Consider the following 15,981-nt stretch of genomic DNA (forward strand, 5'->3'; position numbering starts at 1 on the left):
TTCCATGCGGACGGACCAGGCTTCCGCCTCCGCCCGTCGGCTTCTCGAACGGCCTCCTGGGCGCGCTCGCGGGCTCCTTGCGCATCATCATCGCGCCCATAATCCGGCCGCTCCAGACTACCTCTCCACACTTTTCGCGGAGGATTCCGCAGGTGGCTTGTGATGCTAACCGTCAGCCGGGAGCCCCACACCTCACTTCGGGTCAAGCGCGACTGAGCCTAGCGGCTCCCGCGATCTAATGTGTCAACGTGGCTCGAACCGTAGAAGTGGCAAGCTCCGCGCGGAAAAAACGCAGAGCGCTTTCGCGGAAGGGGGCGAGCTACTGGTCCCTGGTTCTCGCCGCGCCGAGGATATCCACTCCTCCAAACTCTGGGCGCTAAGCTTTCGCGAAGACGTTCATTTTTCGCAAACCGTGGACGGCTCTAGAAATAAGCTACAGTAAGGAACTACGGTAACTCGGCTAAATGGCGATACGTGATGCCACTGTGGACATCCGCCTGCAAGGATTTGAACTTCTTTGTCCTGCTGGGCTCTTCCGACTTCGACGGGCATAGTGTCCTTTGGCACGCCTCGTGCCGCTCAACTGCGAATACTTTCTGCACACGCCGGTTTCGATTGTAGCTTCTAAAATCTTCCTTGCAGTCGCTCTTCGTCGCGTTCGTGCTCGGAAGGTCGATCCGCCGCGGATTTAAGAGAGCTGCCAGCCTGCACGCAGGATGCAAGTTAGATCAAGATTTCAGAGCTCGCTGGGCGTCACCGATCTCGCAATTTCGCCTACGTGAACGGGCGCGGGAGCAGTTGGATCATCGCGGCCAACCGGGCTCAGGCCATGGCATGTAAAGACGCAGCCCTGCCGGGAAAGGCATCGATGAGCTGCAGCCGCGCCCTCTCATGCTGTGAGATAACGGCCGGCACGATCCAGACCTACAAGGCCGGCACGTAGGGCAGGGGGCTCCGGCTAATCGTCGAAGCACGGTCCGCATTGCAAGTTAGACGGGCAGCCGAAGCCAAAGGTCGTTGCTGGACAGCGTACCGGCCGGCGTGGCTATCTCCATATCGACGACGCGAAATGAGCCGGGTTGATCATCATACAGGTAACGAAGATGCCAGACGGAGCCAAGTTCTGGTGTAATGGCGAAGTCATCTAAGGCACTCGCGACGTATCGAACGGCATCGCGATGTGCTATCGGCGCGGAGAACATCGTGTCCGTCAGCGTGGCGAGGCTCATACCCTCCAGGAGCATGGTTCGCGCGACTTCGTCTCCGTGGACGAGCCTGAGGACGGATACGAGGGCCGCGATAGCGTCAGGGTTCTTTAGAGACACGGCAGATTCGTTTCAGGCCAAAAGGCGGACTATTGACGTAAGGGCGCGTGGGCGGCGGTCGCGTGTTTTCGCAGGGCATGGTCGTCCGCTACAACACCTCAGCACGAACCTGAGCCACGCCACGATTCGTAATCCCCAAGCTGCGCGCAGCCGCCAGCGAGAGGTCGAGGACGCGGCCACGGACCCATGGTCCGCGGTCGGTGATACGAACCACCACCGACTTGTTCGTCTCGAGATCAATGACGCGGACTCTCGTGCCGAACGGCAGACGGCGATGCGCCGCGGTTAGTAGATTCCGATCAAACGATGAACCGCTCGCTGTCTTGCCTTTGGAATACGAATAGTAGGAGGCTTTTCCGGAAATAACTCGATTGAAAAATTGAGCGCCTGAACGATCTTTCAGGGGCTCTTGTCCGCTCGGGCGTTGCGCTTGCGGCTCCTCCTTCTTTGTCTTATCGAGTCCTTCAGGAGCGGGCTCGGCGTGAGCGTCTGGCACGATGGACCATCTATCATTGAATGTTTGCCCAACGGCTGGGGCGGCGTGAAGCCCCGTCCAGATTGAGACCGCTGCAATCACGATCATTCCAGAAAGCGGACGCATGATCGACCTCACTACAAATCACCAAACTGAGAAACAATGCAAACTCATAAGGCGCGTTCCGGCACATCGGGATTCATGTGTAGAGAGGTGATTTGATACCGATTTGAATGTGTTGCATGGCGAAGAGTGGAAGCAGTGCAACAAGCAGATAGTCCGCTGCAGCGCATTCACGAGAACCGGCGAGCCGTTCTAGAGCTCCACGCTTTGCGAAGCAGCGTCAACCTGGCGGTTCAGTGGCGAAATCAGTTCGCCTGATTATAGAGACGAGCAGGACATTGAACAGGCCACGGGCAGCTCGTGGGGCGAGATGCCGCGAGCCGCGTAAGAAGCTCCGCGCGTTATCCAGCCTCGCTCGCAGTGGATCGCAACCGTACACGGCTCTTCTGTGTTATTCTAATCGCCGGCAGTTTGCGTCTTTCGTGCTTCTTCAGCGAAACTGCCTCGGAGCAATTGTTATGAACATAAATCTCCGAAACGAACTCGCGAAGTTGTTGGATGACATCCAAATAACGCCAGAAAATGTCGGACCTCAGCAGTTGGCTACCACTTCTCCCACAGGAATGCATGCGCGAAGGAGGCCGGTGACATAGGGACTGCTGTCAGCTGGCGCATGCGCTCTGGTTCTACTGGCGTTTAACGTGGCCGCTGTCCTCTCTCTTCACTAAAACCGTTGAGCAAAGAACCAAAGGCCGCCTCAGTTGGCGGCCTTTTTACAAGTAGGATACGCCAGTTTACGTGAACGAAACCTCTGATCAGTACCGCCGATAGTACCGATGGGCATAAGGCCGACGAACAACGACTACGCCGCGGCGATAGGCAGGACGATAGACCGGGCGAGTTCGGACGCATCCGTGCCGGCCGCAAACCAGAGCTACCGTCTCAACGTTCGCGATGTTTGATTGTCCCAACGGAGCAACGGGCATTGCCGATGCCGTTGCAATTGAGAATGCCGCCCCACCGAGAACGGTTATTGCGGCAAGTGTAAGTTTGTATTTCATCCATGCTACTCCGGCGGAACTCATCCCCGCTGACCAACCTTAGACGTTCCTTCCTGAACCTCGGATGACCACGCCGCAGCTTTCGCGCGCGCCCTGGCTGGCTGTATGTTTCGGCACAATTGGGCCACGCGCGAGGGGTTGTTCTCTCGATCCTATCCGCCGGGCGGCCGCGCGCTGGCTCTGCGACATGGCTTGCCAATGAAGGTCACGCTGGCGCGCCGATCACCTCGTACTCGAAGCCGACGCCCTCCCGATCGTTCTCATCAATTCAAGCCTGCGCCACCTCCTCTGTAGCGAACCACTTTCGGCGGGGGTGAGGCGCGCCATTACAGATCCTCGCGCAAGCTCATGAAGAACGGATGCCGGAGGATCTTGTGAATGCAGCGCGCGTCGCGCGGAACGGCCTCGACCCCTGCGCAAGCATGGCTCTCTGCAACCGGGGAAGGGGCGCCCCGGTCCCCATTGCGGAACGAACTCCAACCGAAACGGATATTCGGGTATTCGGGTCCGTAGGCGCCGGTTGGTTCCTAAGCCATAGGTCGATCTTGGGAGCCTCGTAAATTGTTCTAGAATACTGCGATGGCTGGCAAGAGAACCTCCGAAAGAGAGTTCCTGCCCTCCTAAACCAACAGGCGAGGTGGAGGCGCGGCAGGTTGTCCAAGAGCAAGTCTCGATCACCAGCCGGCGCTCGTCAAAGGTTCGAAAGTAAGATGAAACGAAGGCCGTCACAGTTGGCGGAGTCGTATTGTAGCTTCCGGCACTTGGGAACTGCCATGCGGTACGTTGCGTATGTGGTCGATTTATCCGGCGTTGCTCGGGCGGTTTATCAAATTGACAGTCCGACGGATGAAGACGCCAGAACGCGAGCAGAGAAATTTCTCGATACGTACCCCGCCGTAGAGGTGTGGGATGGTCCTCGCAGAATTGCCCGGCTGGTGCGTGAGAGCTCGGGCTGACCGGTCGAGAAAAAGCGAGAGCTACGCCGGGTTGGTTCGGATCTGCTTACGATCATGAATTGACATTTCGCCGCGGCTCGTGGCTTCCAAAATCTTCATGGCGCGCAGGAACGAGCGGTTCGACTTTTAATTGTTGCCCAAGCAACCGTCCAGGTGCGGGAACCTCGTGGCATTAACATCGACGCGCGTGTTATGACGACTGTTCAAACGGCCTTGCTATTGCGGCCGCAGTGCACGCTCTGCACTAGATCGTGGGCGGTAATCGACACATCAAGCATCAGAGGGCACGGCGGATGTAACCGGCTCGACGATCTTAAGGGCCCGACGTGGAATGCGTCGGGGCCTTTTGTTAGGGCTCCATCTACACCGGCAGCCGCTCAGGGGCGCGAAGCGGAAATTATATCGCTCGATCCGAGCGTTGCCGGTGGTCACCCCGGAGCAGACTTGACAAGTCGGACGAGTGCAAGGCTCTCTCTCTCTCTCTCTCTCTCTCTCTCTCTCTCTCTCTCTCTCTCTCTCTCTCTGCGAGTTAATCAGATAGCGTCGCAACGTCTGGCCGTGAGGGTTGACGATATTGGACCGCGATCGCTGTTAACCTTGGCCGCTTTTCGGCCAAATTGTTGTTTGTTGCTTGGTACTCCGGGCAGGACCTCATTTTGGAGCCCTGCAATGTTCAAGCAAGTATTTTCTGCGTGTCTCTTCGTTGTCCTCAGCTCGATCTGTTCGGAAGCAAGACCCTACCGCATCGGCCACGCGCCCGAATGCAACGTGATCATGCCATGTGACTTCTCGTCCGCGCAGACGCGCGGCGAACGAATTTCGCAATATTCTCTGCAGGCGTATCGTCCCAAAAAACTCGTAGTAACCGCAGCCAACAGCTTGGCGATGAGGGTCCCTGCTGAGAGCCGGATCGCCGGGGGTCGGCCGCCCGGCTGCCCGGCGGCATTCTGTGGTTGTGGCGCAGCGCTGCGCGTGTTTGGTCGTGTGGTGCCTGAACTAAACCTCGCAGCCAACTGGCTACGCTTTCCGCGTACGTCGCCGTCGCCCGGAATGGTCGCGGCACGCCGTGGGCACGTCTTCGTACTAGAACAGCATCTCAGAGGCGACATTTGGATGGCGTATGACGCCAACTCAGGCGGACACGCGACAAGGATGCACGCGCGATCGTTGCGCGGCTATACAGTTGTCAATCCACACGTTGCGGCCTGAAAGAGCGCGCGCCAGCTGGTGTACCGGTTTGTCGCTACCCGAACGTCAGCGCGTGTGCCCACGACCGCCGCCTGTGGCGCACTGGAAGGGACGGCCCCCGACCGCCAGCCCCCCGTGTTGGTCGGGGCCGATTTTCGTCTGGTGCCCAACGCTCTGACACCATCTGACGAGAACCAGCCGGTTGGTTTTCCGGTTTTTTACAGAGTGGCGTTATGTCGCGTGCGATTGCCGCCGTTCAAATTCGACTGGGGCGCCGCTACGCGCTTCCAAGTGGTTCGCAGCGTCATACCGTTTGGAGTTCAGGGATTGTCGAATTTTAGTTCGTCTGAGTTTAGCAAAGTAATCGTTCTTTTCTGATTGGGAATGGCGGCGACGTTCGCGGAGGTGCTGGCTGCAAGGTTGACCATCATACCTTTTGTATTTTCGTCAACCGAGTATGTGCCGTAATAGGCAAATGCTTGACGCCACGATACTTTGCGCCTCCTCGGGCGTCGCCTTGGCTCGGTCATTAGCCGCAATCTTTGGAATTTCCGCGCGCGATTGGAAAAGCGAGAAATGGCCATCATCTGAGAAAATCATCACACCCTTTGGGGAAGGACCGAAGGGTTCGCCTATTTGGCCGTCGTCCATTTCACTGGTAACAGCGACTAGCGTCCACGCACCAACAAGCTGTTCCTTAGCCGACTTCTCTTGCGCGAATGCTGCGCCCGACAGGGCAAGCCCAAGCCCGATAGCAACAATGGCTTTGTTCATTATGTCCTCCACCACAAAATTTAATTGTTCAACTACGGTCACGTGAGATCAAGGTCGGCGTGAGCTTCGGGGTCAAAATCGGCGATGAAAACCCACACGATGCCATTCCGATCTAACCTGGACAGCGGGCCCACCCACAGACACAGACTAGCCGCAGTACCCACGTGCCAACCGCCAACCCAGCAGGAATGCCGGCTGATCTCCTACCCAGATGTGTGTCTCGGGATCATCGACCTGCGGCGGAGAGCGGGTCGGCCCACCCGTAAATTTCCCAAGTGCCGCGCCTGCCCCTGATCTGGTACGACGGCCCCAGCTCACCGGAATGAGGCGCATTCGGCCAAATGGATGATCTCGCAATGCTTCTCGCCGAGCTGGAGCGGTGCAAGGCAGAGTTCGAGCACCTGCAAACGGAGCTGAATTCCCCAAGGGGCGCCGGCCCAGTACAGCCAACAACGCTCCAAGATCTGGCGCGCCGGATGAGCGAGATCGCGGCCCGTCTTGAAGCTGCAACGCGCGCGATCTCAAAGGGACCTGCCAGCGGAATACATTGAGCAGTTCCGTAGCGCCCTAGCGAGCCGGCCATCTCCGGTTTGAAGCCAGAACGGACTTGTCCACTTCGCGGAGTACATGGTCTAGTTCGCCATTGGCCGTTGCTCAAGCAGCGCAACTCTCCGGCTTGCGCAGGATCAAAACGGACAGCCCCGTTCTCACTAGCCTCACACCTAGCCGAACAACCTGCGGTTCAGTCTGCTGAGGTTATGGGCGCCCAATTGACCTACCCCGATGGAGCGCCGCGCCTGTTACGCCAGTACTCTCGCAATGGCATCCCGCAAGGTTTGCCGTGCGAACGGCTTGCGCAAATAGGCGACGCACCCGGCGTCCACCGCCTCAGGGTCTCGGTCAGATGCAGCTGGAACGCGCGCAGCTCTTCCGCCGTCGCACTGTCGGGGGAAGGGCTGAGGAAAGCCTCTTGACGGCGCGGATATACTCGCGTTGCGTATCGGGTACGAACCTGCGCATGTTCATGTCGTCGAGCCTGCGTTGGCGCAGCGGGCTGATGGGCTTCTCGCTCATTGGGGGCTCCTGTCTTGAGGTTGGAGTGCTTGACCCCTCGATCCTGCAGACGGAGCGCCCGCCCGTCACCTGTGCTCGTTCAAACGGTTACAGCGGTAGACGTGATCGGCGGACCGCGCCGCCAGCCCTCCCGCGAGAGCGGGTTCGTTCTTTGACCCGAAGCCGAAGTTATCAGTCAGCCTTTCATGCCATCCAGACCGGGATAATCTTTGTAAATGTTTTCCTGAAGCACGGAGTCTATTCCGAGAGATGATATCGCCGACCGATGTCCTCAATCTCAGAAACTCAGCTACTGGAGATTCTTGGGCGAGCGTGAGCGCCAGGGATAACTCTCCATGATCCGATCTACGTGCTGTTTAAATCGTGTGGCTGATTTCGCGTCCATAGACCATCTCGCGGCAACAGGGCCTGCCTGGTAAGAGGCCCCTCCAAATATCTAGAGCGCTACTCTACCGCTTGGCCCAAATGCGAAGTGCACGACGTCCGCTATTTGAGTCGCTATCGGGGGAAAAGAGGACGTCGCACACAATCCGCGGGTCTTACTGTGCTAGAAATCCGAATGCGACAACCAGTGCCACCATGCTCGAGAAAATCAGCAGTGCCGGAAGGGATTTTCGGGTCATTGGCCTCGTCGAATGGCGCGCAGCCGATTGGCCGGGTTGAGGTGTAGGCGGTCTCTAGGACCGCACGACGTTGCCCTCTCTCGTTGGCGTTGCCCGTGGAGAGACGTTCCACCGGCCTGCGACCGTATGGCCGGGTTCACTCAAACATCAGTGTTGAATTGTTCTGCAATTGAGAGTTGAATGTTTGTATTTGAGAACGGGGGTTAATTTGCTGCAGTTGGAGGCACATCTCGGTATATCCGATGTGCTTCGTTTGATTGAAGAAAAGCTGGGAGCAGGTGTCTGGCGCTGTGATGCAGCCGGCCAGATGCAATGGTCGCGTGGCTTTTTTAGGCTGCTCGGATTGGATCCGCATGCGGTGTCGCCGTCATACACCGAAATCCAACGAAGGATTCATCCGGACGATCGCGGTCCGACTCGCGGTCCCAGCGAGTTGATGATAGATCGGACGTTGCTCGACGGTGAATTTCGCATCATTCGGCCCAATGGCGCTTTGCGCTGGATTAACTGCCATACCGAAGTGCTACTGAATAGCGCAGGTGAGCCGGAATGTATTTTGGGGATCGCTCTCGACATTACAGCGCAACGTCGGTTGGTCCAGACGCTGCGAAGTGACGCCGAGCGCTACAGCGCTTTGACCCAGGTGGTAGGCGGTCTGCTGTGGATCGGTAGTTCCGACGGTCGAATCACGGCACTGCCGAATGGCGAGAAGACACCAGAGGCGCATCGGTTGCTTGGCAAAGGCTGGGCTGATCTTCTTCACGAAGACGAGCGTGAGGCGGCCTTGAGAAGCTGGACGGCCTCGGTCGAGACCGGACGGCGGTACAGCGTCGAGCATCGCCTGCGAGAGCCCGACAATACATATCGGTGGTATCATTGTACGGCCGTGCCTGTCACCAATGCGGACGGCAGCATCCAGGAATGGATGGGTCTCTCCATTGACGTGCATCAGGAAAAGCTCTCCGTTCAACACGCGGCAACATCGCAGCTTACGGGCGCGCAACTGCGCGCAGCCCGCGGCATCCTAAATTGGTCTGTGAAACAATTGGCCGCGCGAACGGGGATTTCGTCCGCCATCATTCGTCGGCTTGAAGAGTACGATGATGCTCCCCCAATGTCGGACGAGACGACGGAGATTCTTCGTCGCGTCTTTTCGGATGCGGGAATCGAGTTCTTGTTCCCGTCTGTCGGCGAGCCTGCAGTTCGGCCGCGACGATGATTTGAGACAAGTTGTCGCAAGCTGGCTATCTCACTTTCCATAGGTAGCTTTGGAAGGACCGTCTTGGGGCTCAGTTTTTGGGTTGCTCGCGCATTTCGCGGCCGGGCGAACCAAAAATTTGCGAAATGCGCCGAGCTAATTTCGTCATACGCGCTGAAGCAGCAATTTTTGCGCGCGTGAGGAAAATCAGGGTCGATTTCTTCTTAACCAACTCGCAGCCAATTGTCTTCACCATGGTCTGCACGCTCAAGTAGGGACGGGAAACCTGAGCTACTGTTTTATTATCGAGTGACCCCACGAGGGATCTTTTTGCCATCTGACCTAAAAGCCGCCGTCGGTTGCGGCGACTAAGCGCGTCACATCCAAATCCATTCTTGCCAATCTTTTTAAGGGTCCAATGACCCGCGGAGTGTTGCCATGCCCTTCAAACTCAAACTTCGGATTCGTGGCCGGCTGATTTCGGGATTTCTTTCCGTATGCGCGATCATCGCGCTTTCAGTCGGATACACCGTGTTTGCGGTCGGCGGGATTTCCACGACCGTCGATCGCATGGTGAACCTGCGGACACCCGTCGCGCTCGCGAGCACAGAGCTGGTCGGCAATCTCTATTCCACACTGGCGACATTGCGTGGCTATCTCTTGACCGGAAATCCGCAAGGCAAGCTAGATCGGGCCGCGATGTGGAAGGAAATGGATGCCACAGTTGCCGGCTTCGATGAGAAGGCGGTACATTTTACCAACCCGGAGAACAGCCGAAAATGGGCCGAGGCCAAGGCGCTGCTCGCAGAGTTCCGAGCTGCCCAAGACAAAGCCGAAGCCGTCGCGTTCACTTCCGATGCATATCCAGCGACAAAGCTACTTGTGACCGAAGCCGGTCCGCGCACCGAAACAATGTTTTCCGAGATCACCAAGATGATCAACGAGGAGGAGGGCCAGGAGGCGACGGCGGAGCGTAAGAGATTGCTGAAAGCAATGGCGGACACGCGCGGCAATTTTGCCGCTGCCACCGCTCAACTTCGCATGTACCTCCTGTCGGGCGAAAAGAACGACAAGGAGAAATTCTTCAAGCCGTGGGAGCTCTTTGAAAAAGGCTATACCGCCGTGAGTGCGAAGAAGGACCTGCTTACGCCGTCTCAGCTGCTCTCTTTCGAGAAGATCACGAAGGCGCGGGGCGAATTTGTTCTCCTTTACGAGAAGATGTTCGCGTTCCGGGAGTCAGCGGACTGGAATGCACCCGTGCATATTCTCATAACGGAAGCGGCGCCGCGCGCGGTGAAGATTCTCGATCTGCTCGACGGGCCGAAGGGCGCCGACGGCACCCGCTCTGGAGGCATCAAGACGAACCAGAACAGCATGCTTGCCGAGGAAAGCCATCAGGTGCAGACGAGCATATCCTTCCTGAGGCTGGTCCTGTGGGGCTTGCTTGCGGCAGGACTGGGCCTCGGGGCCGCCATTGCGCTGCTGACCGCTCGCGCGATCGCCCTCCCGATCCAGGGGATGACCGCCGCCATGGGCAGGCTCGCGAGCGGCGATACGTCGACCTCGATCCCAGGTGTCGGCCGCGCTGACGAGGTCGGCGAGATGGCCGAGGCGGTTCAGGTCTTCAAAGACAATATGTTCGAAACCGACCGGCTGCGGGCCGAACAGGCGCAATCAGAGGCCCGTGCGGCCGCCCAGCGCAAGACGGACATGCACCAGCTCGCTGGACGCTTTGAGGATGCGGTCGGAGAAATCATCCAGACGCTCTCATCATCCTCGACCGAGCTCGAAGCGGCGGCCAAGACCCTGAGCAGGACAGCCGAGAGCACCCAGCAGCGCTCTAGCATGGTCGTTGCGGCTTCCGAGGAAGCCTCGAGCAACGTTCAATCGGTTGCCTGCGCCACCGAAGAGATGAGCTCATCAGTCATCGAAATCAGCCGCCAAGTGCAGGACGCAGCCAGGATTGCCGGCGCAGCGGTGGATCAGGCACAGAAAACCAACGATCGCGTCAACAAGCTGTCACAGGCGGCAACTCGTATCGGCGACGTGGTCGAACTGATCAATACGATCGCGGGGCAGACCAACCTTTTGGCGCTGAACGCAACGATCGAAGCGGCGCGGGCCGGCGAGGCCGGACGCGGCTTCGCTGTCGTTGCCTCCGAAGTCAAGGCGCTCGCCGAACAGACTGCCAAGGCGACTGGGGAGATCAGCCACCAGATCGCCGATATACAGGCCGCCACCCAGGATTCCGTCGTCGCGATCAAGGAAATCAGCGGCACGATCGGTCGGATCTCAGAAATCTCTTCCGCCATTGCAGCCGCGGTGGAAGAACAGGGAATGGCTACGCAGGAGATATCGCGCAACGTCCAACAGGCCGCGCAAGGTACCCACGAGGTCGCCTCCAACATCACGGAGGTGCAGCAAGGGGCCACGGAAACCGGCTCTGCCTCTAGTCAGGTGCTTGCCTCGGCGCAAACGCTGTCGAACGACAGCGCGCGGCTAAAGACAGAGGTCGAGAAGTTCCTGATCACTGTGCGCGCAGCTTGAGGTGCTTCCATGACAAGTACCTCAACAGCAGCGAGTCACGCTGGAAGTGTCCCAGCGAGGATCCGTGATGGAGCGTCCGAGCCGGTGGCTGCCAACATCATCCCGCTGCCATTTAGTCGAGAGCGATACCTGATCGTCCAGACCAGAACGGACTAAGTTGCTGCGACGGAAGGTCAATGTCGTTATCGAATGTCTTAGAGTTCTCAATGGCCTGCTTGAAGATGTGGATAACGGATCGATACGTGAGGAATTTCAGTCTCGGGTAGCGCGGCTGAACGAGCTGCTCGTGCTTCGGCTTGATCAGCTATCCGCCGCGGATCGCTTGCTGCAGGAGATGCTCCCTTATGCCTGACACGGGACGGATTGTACTGCAGCGCGTACGTTCGTCCTTCAATACTTCGAAGCAGGTGTCGGTGACCACGCAGCCACATCTTGTCCCGTCGCGCGGAATCGGCCGCACGACCGCTCTGACCCGTTACAGCAATAGCGGCGACGCGAGCGATCGATTAGCTAATGCGACGGTAGATCCCGCGGTCGCGATATCTCCCTTCACCAATGCAAGCGGTGTGACCGATGTGCAACGAGCGCGTAGCTTCACCACAGCTATGTCGGCAACCGAACAATCCGGCTCACGAGTACGCGGTAGCATCCGCGCGACCAATTACTGAGGGCCTGCGGATGAACTTTTCAAGCTTGGAAGATCAGACGTTATTGTCTCTTTGGGAAAGTGTGCGGCGGCAAGTGTTGGCTGATCGCGCGAATGGCGGCCGCTCCCGCATTGTTGGTGACAATCTTCGCAACTATGCTGAGTTGCTCCGTTCGGAAATAGATCGGCGTGAGCTCAAGTACACCTCGATCAATTCAACTGAATGAAGAGGATGCTGCCGGGGGCACTCTAAAATGAGAGACATCCGTGAGCAGTTGGACAGACTCCGCAACGATGCCGCCGACTGCAAATCGATCAGCGATCTAGCCACTGATCTGCGAAAACGAGAATTGTTCGCGAGGCTTGCCGATCATCTGAGCGCGTTGGCTTCAGAGGTCGAACGCGCTACGGCTGTGACAGTCTCTGGCACCCCACCAGAGCTATCACCGCAACATCGGCAATGTTGGGATGCTGCAGCAGGCAGGTTTCGACCTCGGCCGGGTAAATATTCTCTCCGCCGCGGGATGTCCTCGAGGCGGCCCGTGACACGCAAGTAGCCGCGCTTATCCAGCGTCCCGAGGTCGCCCGTGCGCAGCCATCCGTCAGCCGTGATGGCCGGACGCGCATTCTCCGGCGCGTCGAGATAGCCGATTGTGGGTCTGATATCCACGGACTTGAATTACGCCCTAAGTGCCGGTCGGCAAAATACGAAGATCCATCGGATCCGCAACGCGCACTTCCGACGTTCCAGAGCGCTTTCCCGCGGTCCGGACGAACTCAGTCTCCGGATGTCGACGCTCGTCTGCGCGACAATCGGGCTGAGCTCGGTCTGACCGAAGACAGTAAGGACCGGAAGGTCGAGCGCTACCCTCACGCGGCGATGGATCTCGGGAGAGACCAGTGCACCTCAGACAACGCGACGTGCAGCGACGATCCCGACCGTCTCAGGCGTGCCCGCCGGACTTACCGCGCTGTGCCTCGGTGCCGCGATGGCATTCTGATAATTTCGTTAAGCCAACGCTCGGAGCCGCGGCCCTTCCAGCATCAGTGCCACGTCACAGGCAGGCCGCGGCTTGCTGAACAGATAGCCCTGTGCCTGGGTGCAGCCCTCGCGCCGGAGCAACTCGAGCTGCGCGTCGTTCTCGACCCCTTCAGCGGTCGTGACGATGCCGAGGCTGCGGCCGAGGCCGGTCACGGCGCGGATGATCGCCATGGAATCGGCGCGGGTTGCCAGCTCGGAGACGAAAGAGCGGTCGATCTTGATCTTGTCGAAGGGGAAGCTGCGCAAATAGCTTAGCGACGAATAGCCGGTGCCGAAATCGTCGAGCGAGATACCCACGCCCATGGCGCGCAGCTCATGCAACGTGGTCAGCGTCGCCTCACCGTTTTGCAGCAGCACGGATTCAGTGATCTCCAGCTCGAGACGACGGGCTTCCAGTCCCGCCTCCTCCAGCGCCGCGGTCACGGATGCGATTAGGTTCGGACTCTTGAACTGCACCGGCGACAAATTGACGGCGACGTCAATATCGTCGGGCCAGGTCGCCGCGTCGGCGCAGGCGCTGCGCAGCACGAACTCGCCGAGCTGGATGATGAGACCTGTCTCCTCCGCCAATGGAATGAAGTTGATCGGCGCGATCAGGCCACGCTGCGGATGTGACCAGCGCAGCAACGCCTCGAAGGCGACGACGCGGTTGGTGGCGACGTCGCGGATCGGCTGGTAGTGCACCTCGAATTCGTTCCGTTGCAGCGCCGCGCGCAGATCCATTTCCAGCAGCCGCCGCGCCTGCGCGCGCGCATCCATGCCGGTCTCGAAGAAGCGATAGGTGCCGCGACCGTCCGCCTTGGCGCGGTATAGCGCAAGGTCTGCATTCTTCAACAGCTCGTCCGGATGGCTGCCGTCCTGCGGCGACAGCGAGATGCCGATCGAGACGCCGATCACGATCTGATGGTGGTCGATCTCGTAAGGCGCCGAGATCGCCTCGACGAGACGGCCGGCCAGGAACCTTGCAGCGGTTTCCTCGGAGCGCCCGATCAGGACCACGGCGAACTCGTCGCCGCCAAGCCGGGCCACGGTGTCGCTCTCGCCGACGGTCGCCTCCAATCTGCGCCCGACCTCCTTCAGCAAGGCATCACCGATGGGATGGCCAAGCGAGTCATTGATGTCCTTGAAGTGGTCAAGATCGAGGCAGAGAACGGCGAGTTGGTCGCCTGAATTGGTCCGGCGCAGCCCATGCTCGAGCTGCTCGTGGAATAGGATGCGGTTGGGCAGGCCGGTCAGCGCGTCGTGGCGGGCCATATGGGAGATCCTCGCCTGCGCCTCCAGCCACTCGGTGATGTCCTCGAAGGTCGCGACCCAGCCGCCACCCTGCATCGGCTGGTTGACGACCCGGATGGAGCGGCCGAACCTGGTCACGATGTCGGTCGTGGTGCGGCTCTCGCGCGCGTCGGCGACGAGGCGGGCGAAGAATTCGCCGGCATCGCCCTGCCACTGACCCTTCGCCTGCTCCTCCCGCAGCACGTCGACCAGCAGCCGGCCGGTGAGCAGGATGTCGGTGCGGCCGAGCATCGCGGCATAACGCTCGTTGAACAGGATGATCTTGCCGTCCGCGTCGAACATGCAGAGCCCCTGCGACATGTTCTCGAGCGCCGTGTCCAGCACCCTCTGCTGGCGGCCCAATTCCCCCTTGGCCCGCCGATCGAGCAGCGCGGCGACCAATGCGATCACGATGATCGCAGCCGCAGCACTCGCGGTCAGAACCGACAGCGACGTCGGCGGGATCGACAGGCCGCTGATCGGCAGCGTCGGATCCGGCGTCAGCTGCACCGCGCCCATCGCCGTAAAATGATGCGAGACGATGGCGACCGTCAGCAGCACCGCAGCACCGAGCGTGCCGGACAAGTTGTCTCGCCGTTCAGCGACATGGAGCGCGAATGCGCCGAAAACCACCCCGAGCAGGATCGAAGCGGCCACCGTGCCCGTCGCCCAGCTGACGCGCGCAGGGATCTCGAGCGCCATCATGCCGGTATAGTGCATCGCCGCCACACCGCCGCCGACGATCGCCCCGCCAAGAGCGACGAGGCCCGGTCGCATGGTCGAGACCGCAACGCTCAAGCCAACAAAGGTGATGGCGATGGCGAAGATTAGCGACAACAGCGTCACCGGAACATTATAGGCGCCGCTGGCGCCCGGTCCGTAGGCCAGCATCGCGATGAAATGCGTCGCCCAGATGCCGCAGCCGGCAACGACTGCATCGAGCGCCAGCCACACCAGGCGGCCCGATCCTTGCGTCGCGCGCGCCCGGTGAAACAGGCTGATCGCAGCCGTACTTGCGAGCAGGCAGAGCGCGCCCCCAAGCGCGACCAGTCGCCAATCGTGTTCATCGGTCAGACAGTAGAGCACTTGATACATCAGCATCCCCCAAGGCCTGCGATCACCAGAGCGGGGAAGTGGTGGATTTTAGGTAACGAAGGAGGACCGGCTTGCCGGATGGTGAACAGAGGCTTCCAGAATCAACCATTCGTTGTCAGTCGAACGACATTCGTCAAACTTCTTTCAACGGGCGATGGGCTTTGCCTGGACAATCAATCTTGACGCGCAAGCAGCAGCGCCGGTTTGCAGAGGGGACGGCGCATCATTGTTACGAGCAGGCTCTCGTCCATGGTGCCTCGCAAATAGAACGGCCTCCGCGGAGCAACGCGACGACCGCTGCTGGGTTGCCTAGAGCTGACAAGGGCGTTTCCAACCTCCACCCGAGGGGTGAAACGAACTGGATATTTCGGGTTATATTCGTCGCGCTCCGCCGAAGGGCGACAACATTTGGGATGTTGCCGAGAGGGCGCGGACGAATGGCAGAGTGCCGAAGGTACGCCGCAGAGAGTAACGCCACCTCAGTTGCCGGGCTCCTGCGCGATGGCGGAGAGTGCCCCGGCTTCAGCTTGGCTCTGAGGCGGATGGCCGGAGCCGCCTCCGCCGGCTCGGCGGTGGGCCGGCACGGATTAGCTTTCTGCTGATTTTCCATGTTCCCGTAGTACGTGAGATATTGCATACTTT

At 59.4% G+C, this 15,981-nt stretch carries 8 protein-coding genes; 3 read left to right on the forward strand and 5 right to left on the reverse strand.

Features of this window, described 5'->3' with window-relative positions:
• Positions 1–989 precede the first annotated feature (989 nt).
• Positions 990–1,229: a hypothetical protein gene (locus ACIPUD_RS02180; protein WP_143274137.1), complete on the reverse strand. Its 240-nt coding sequence runs from the start codon at positions 1,227–1,229 to the stop codon at positions 990–992.
• Positions 1,230–1,413: 184 nt separating this feature from the next.
• Positions 1,414–1,926 carry a septal ring lytic transglycosylase RlpA family protein gene (locus ACIPUD_RS02185; RefSeq protein WP_085360748.1) on the reverse strand — a complete coding sequence of 171 codons (513 nt, stop codon included), beginning with the start codon at positions 1,924–1,926 and terminating at the stop codon, positions 1,414–1,416.
• 2,623 nt (positions 1,927–4,549) lie between these two features.
• On the opposite strand from ACIPUD_RS02185, the gene ACIPUD_RS02190 reads away from it, so the two are divergent.
• On the forward strand, positions 4,550–5,089 hold the full coding sequence (locus tag ACIPUD_RS02190; protein WP_162847259.1) for a hypothetical protein: 540 nt from the start codon (positions 4,550–4,552) through the stop codon (positions 5,087–5,089).
• 426 nt (positions 5,090–5,515) lie between these two features.
• Here the strand turns inward: ACIPUD_RS02190 and ACIPUD_RS02195 are convergent, their stop codons facing one another.
• Entirely contained in the window at positions 5,516–5,842 is a 327-nt protein-coding gene (locus ACIPUD_RS02195) for a lipocalin-like domain-containing protein (protein ID WP_143274136.1), read from the reverse strand.
• 1,905 nt (positions 5,843–7,747) lie between these two features.
• On the opposite strand from ACIPUD_RS02195, the gene ACIPUD_RS02200 reads away from it, so the two are divergent.
• Positions 7,748–8,758, forward strand: coding sequence for a PAS domain-containing protein (locus tag ACIPUD_RS02200; protein WP_039801407.1), 1,011 nt, complete (start codon positions 7,748–7,750; stop codon positions 8,756–8,758).
• Positions 8,759–8,828: 70 nt separating this feature from the next.
• Here the strand turns inward: ACIPUD_RS02200 and ACIPUD_RS02205 are convergent, their stop codons facing one another.
• Complete coding sequence (locus ACIPUD_RS02205; RefSeq protein ID WP_143273025.1) at positions 8,829–9,056, reverse strand: hypothetical protein; 228 nt, start codon at positions 9,054–9,056, stop codon at positions 8,829–8,831.
• 119 nt (positions 9,057–9,175) lie between these two features.
• Between ACIPUD_RS02205 and ACIPUD_RS02210 the strand changes: the two genes are divergently transcribed.
• Positions 9,176–11,284, forward strand: coding sequence for a HAMP domain-containing methyl-accepting chemotaxis protein (locus ACIPUD_RS02210; RefSeq protein WP_085360752.1), 2,109 nt, complete (start codon positions 9,176–9,178; stop codon positions 11,282–11,284).
• Positions 11,285–12,939: 1,655 nt separating this feature from the next.
• Here the strand turns inward: ACIPUD_RS02210 and ACIPUD_RS02215 are convergent.
• Positions 12,940–15,339 carry an EAL domain-containing protein gene (locus tag ACIPUD_RS02215; RefSeq protein WP_026234031.1) on the reverse strand — a complete coding sequence of 800 codons (2,400 nt, stop codon included), beginning with the start codon at positions 15,337–15,339 and terminating at the stop codon, positions 12,940–12,942.
• Between the last annotated feature and the right edge of the window lie 642 nt (positions 15,340–15,981).

The organism is Bradyrhizobium sp. CAR08 (assembly GCF_052871955.1).

Excerpts from the sequence above, each read along its gene's own strand:
- ACIPUD_RS02210 (WP_085360752.1), top strand. The coding sequence starts at position 9,176 with ATGCCCTTCAAACTCAAACTTCGGATTCGTGGCCGGCTGATTTCGGGA.
- ACIPUD_RS02215 (WP_026234031.1), bottom strand. The coding sequence starts at position 15,339 with ATGTATCAAGTGCTCTACTGTCTGACCGATGAACACGATTGGCGACTG.
- ACIPUD_RS02195 (WP_143274136.1), bottom strand. The coding sequence starts at position 5,842 with ATGAACAAAGCCATTGTTGCTATCGGGCTTGGGCTTGCCCTGTCGGGC.
- ACIPUD_RS02180 (WP_143274137.1), bottom strand. The coding sequence starts at position 1,229 with ATGAGCCTCGCCACGCTGACGGACACGATGTTCTCCGCGCCGATAGCA.
- ACIPUD_RS02185 (WP_085360748.1), bottom strand. The coding sequence starts at position 1,926 with ATGCGTCCGCTTTCTGGAATGATCGTGATTGCAGCGGTCTCAATCTGG.
- ACIPUD_RS02190 (WP_162847259.1), top strand. The coding sequence starts at position 4,550 with ATGTTCAAGCAAGTATTTTCTGCGTGTCTCTTCGTTGTCCTCAGCTCG.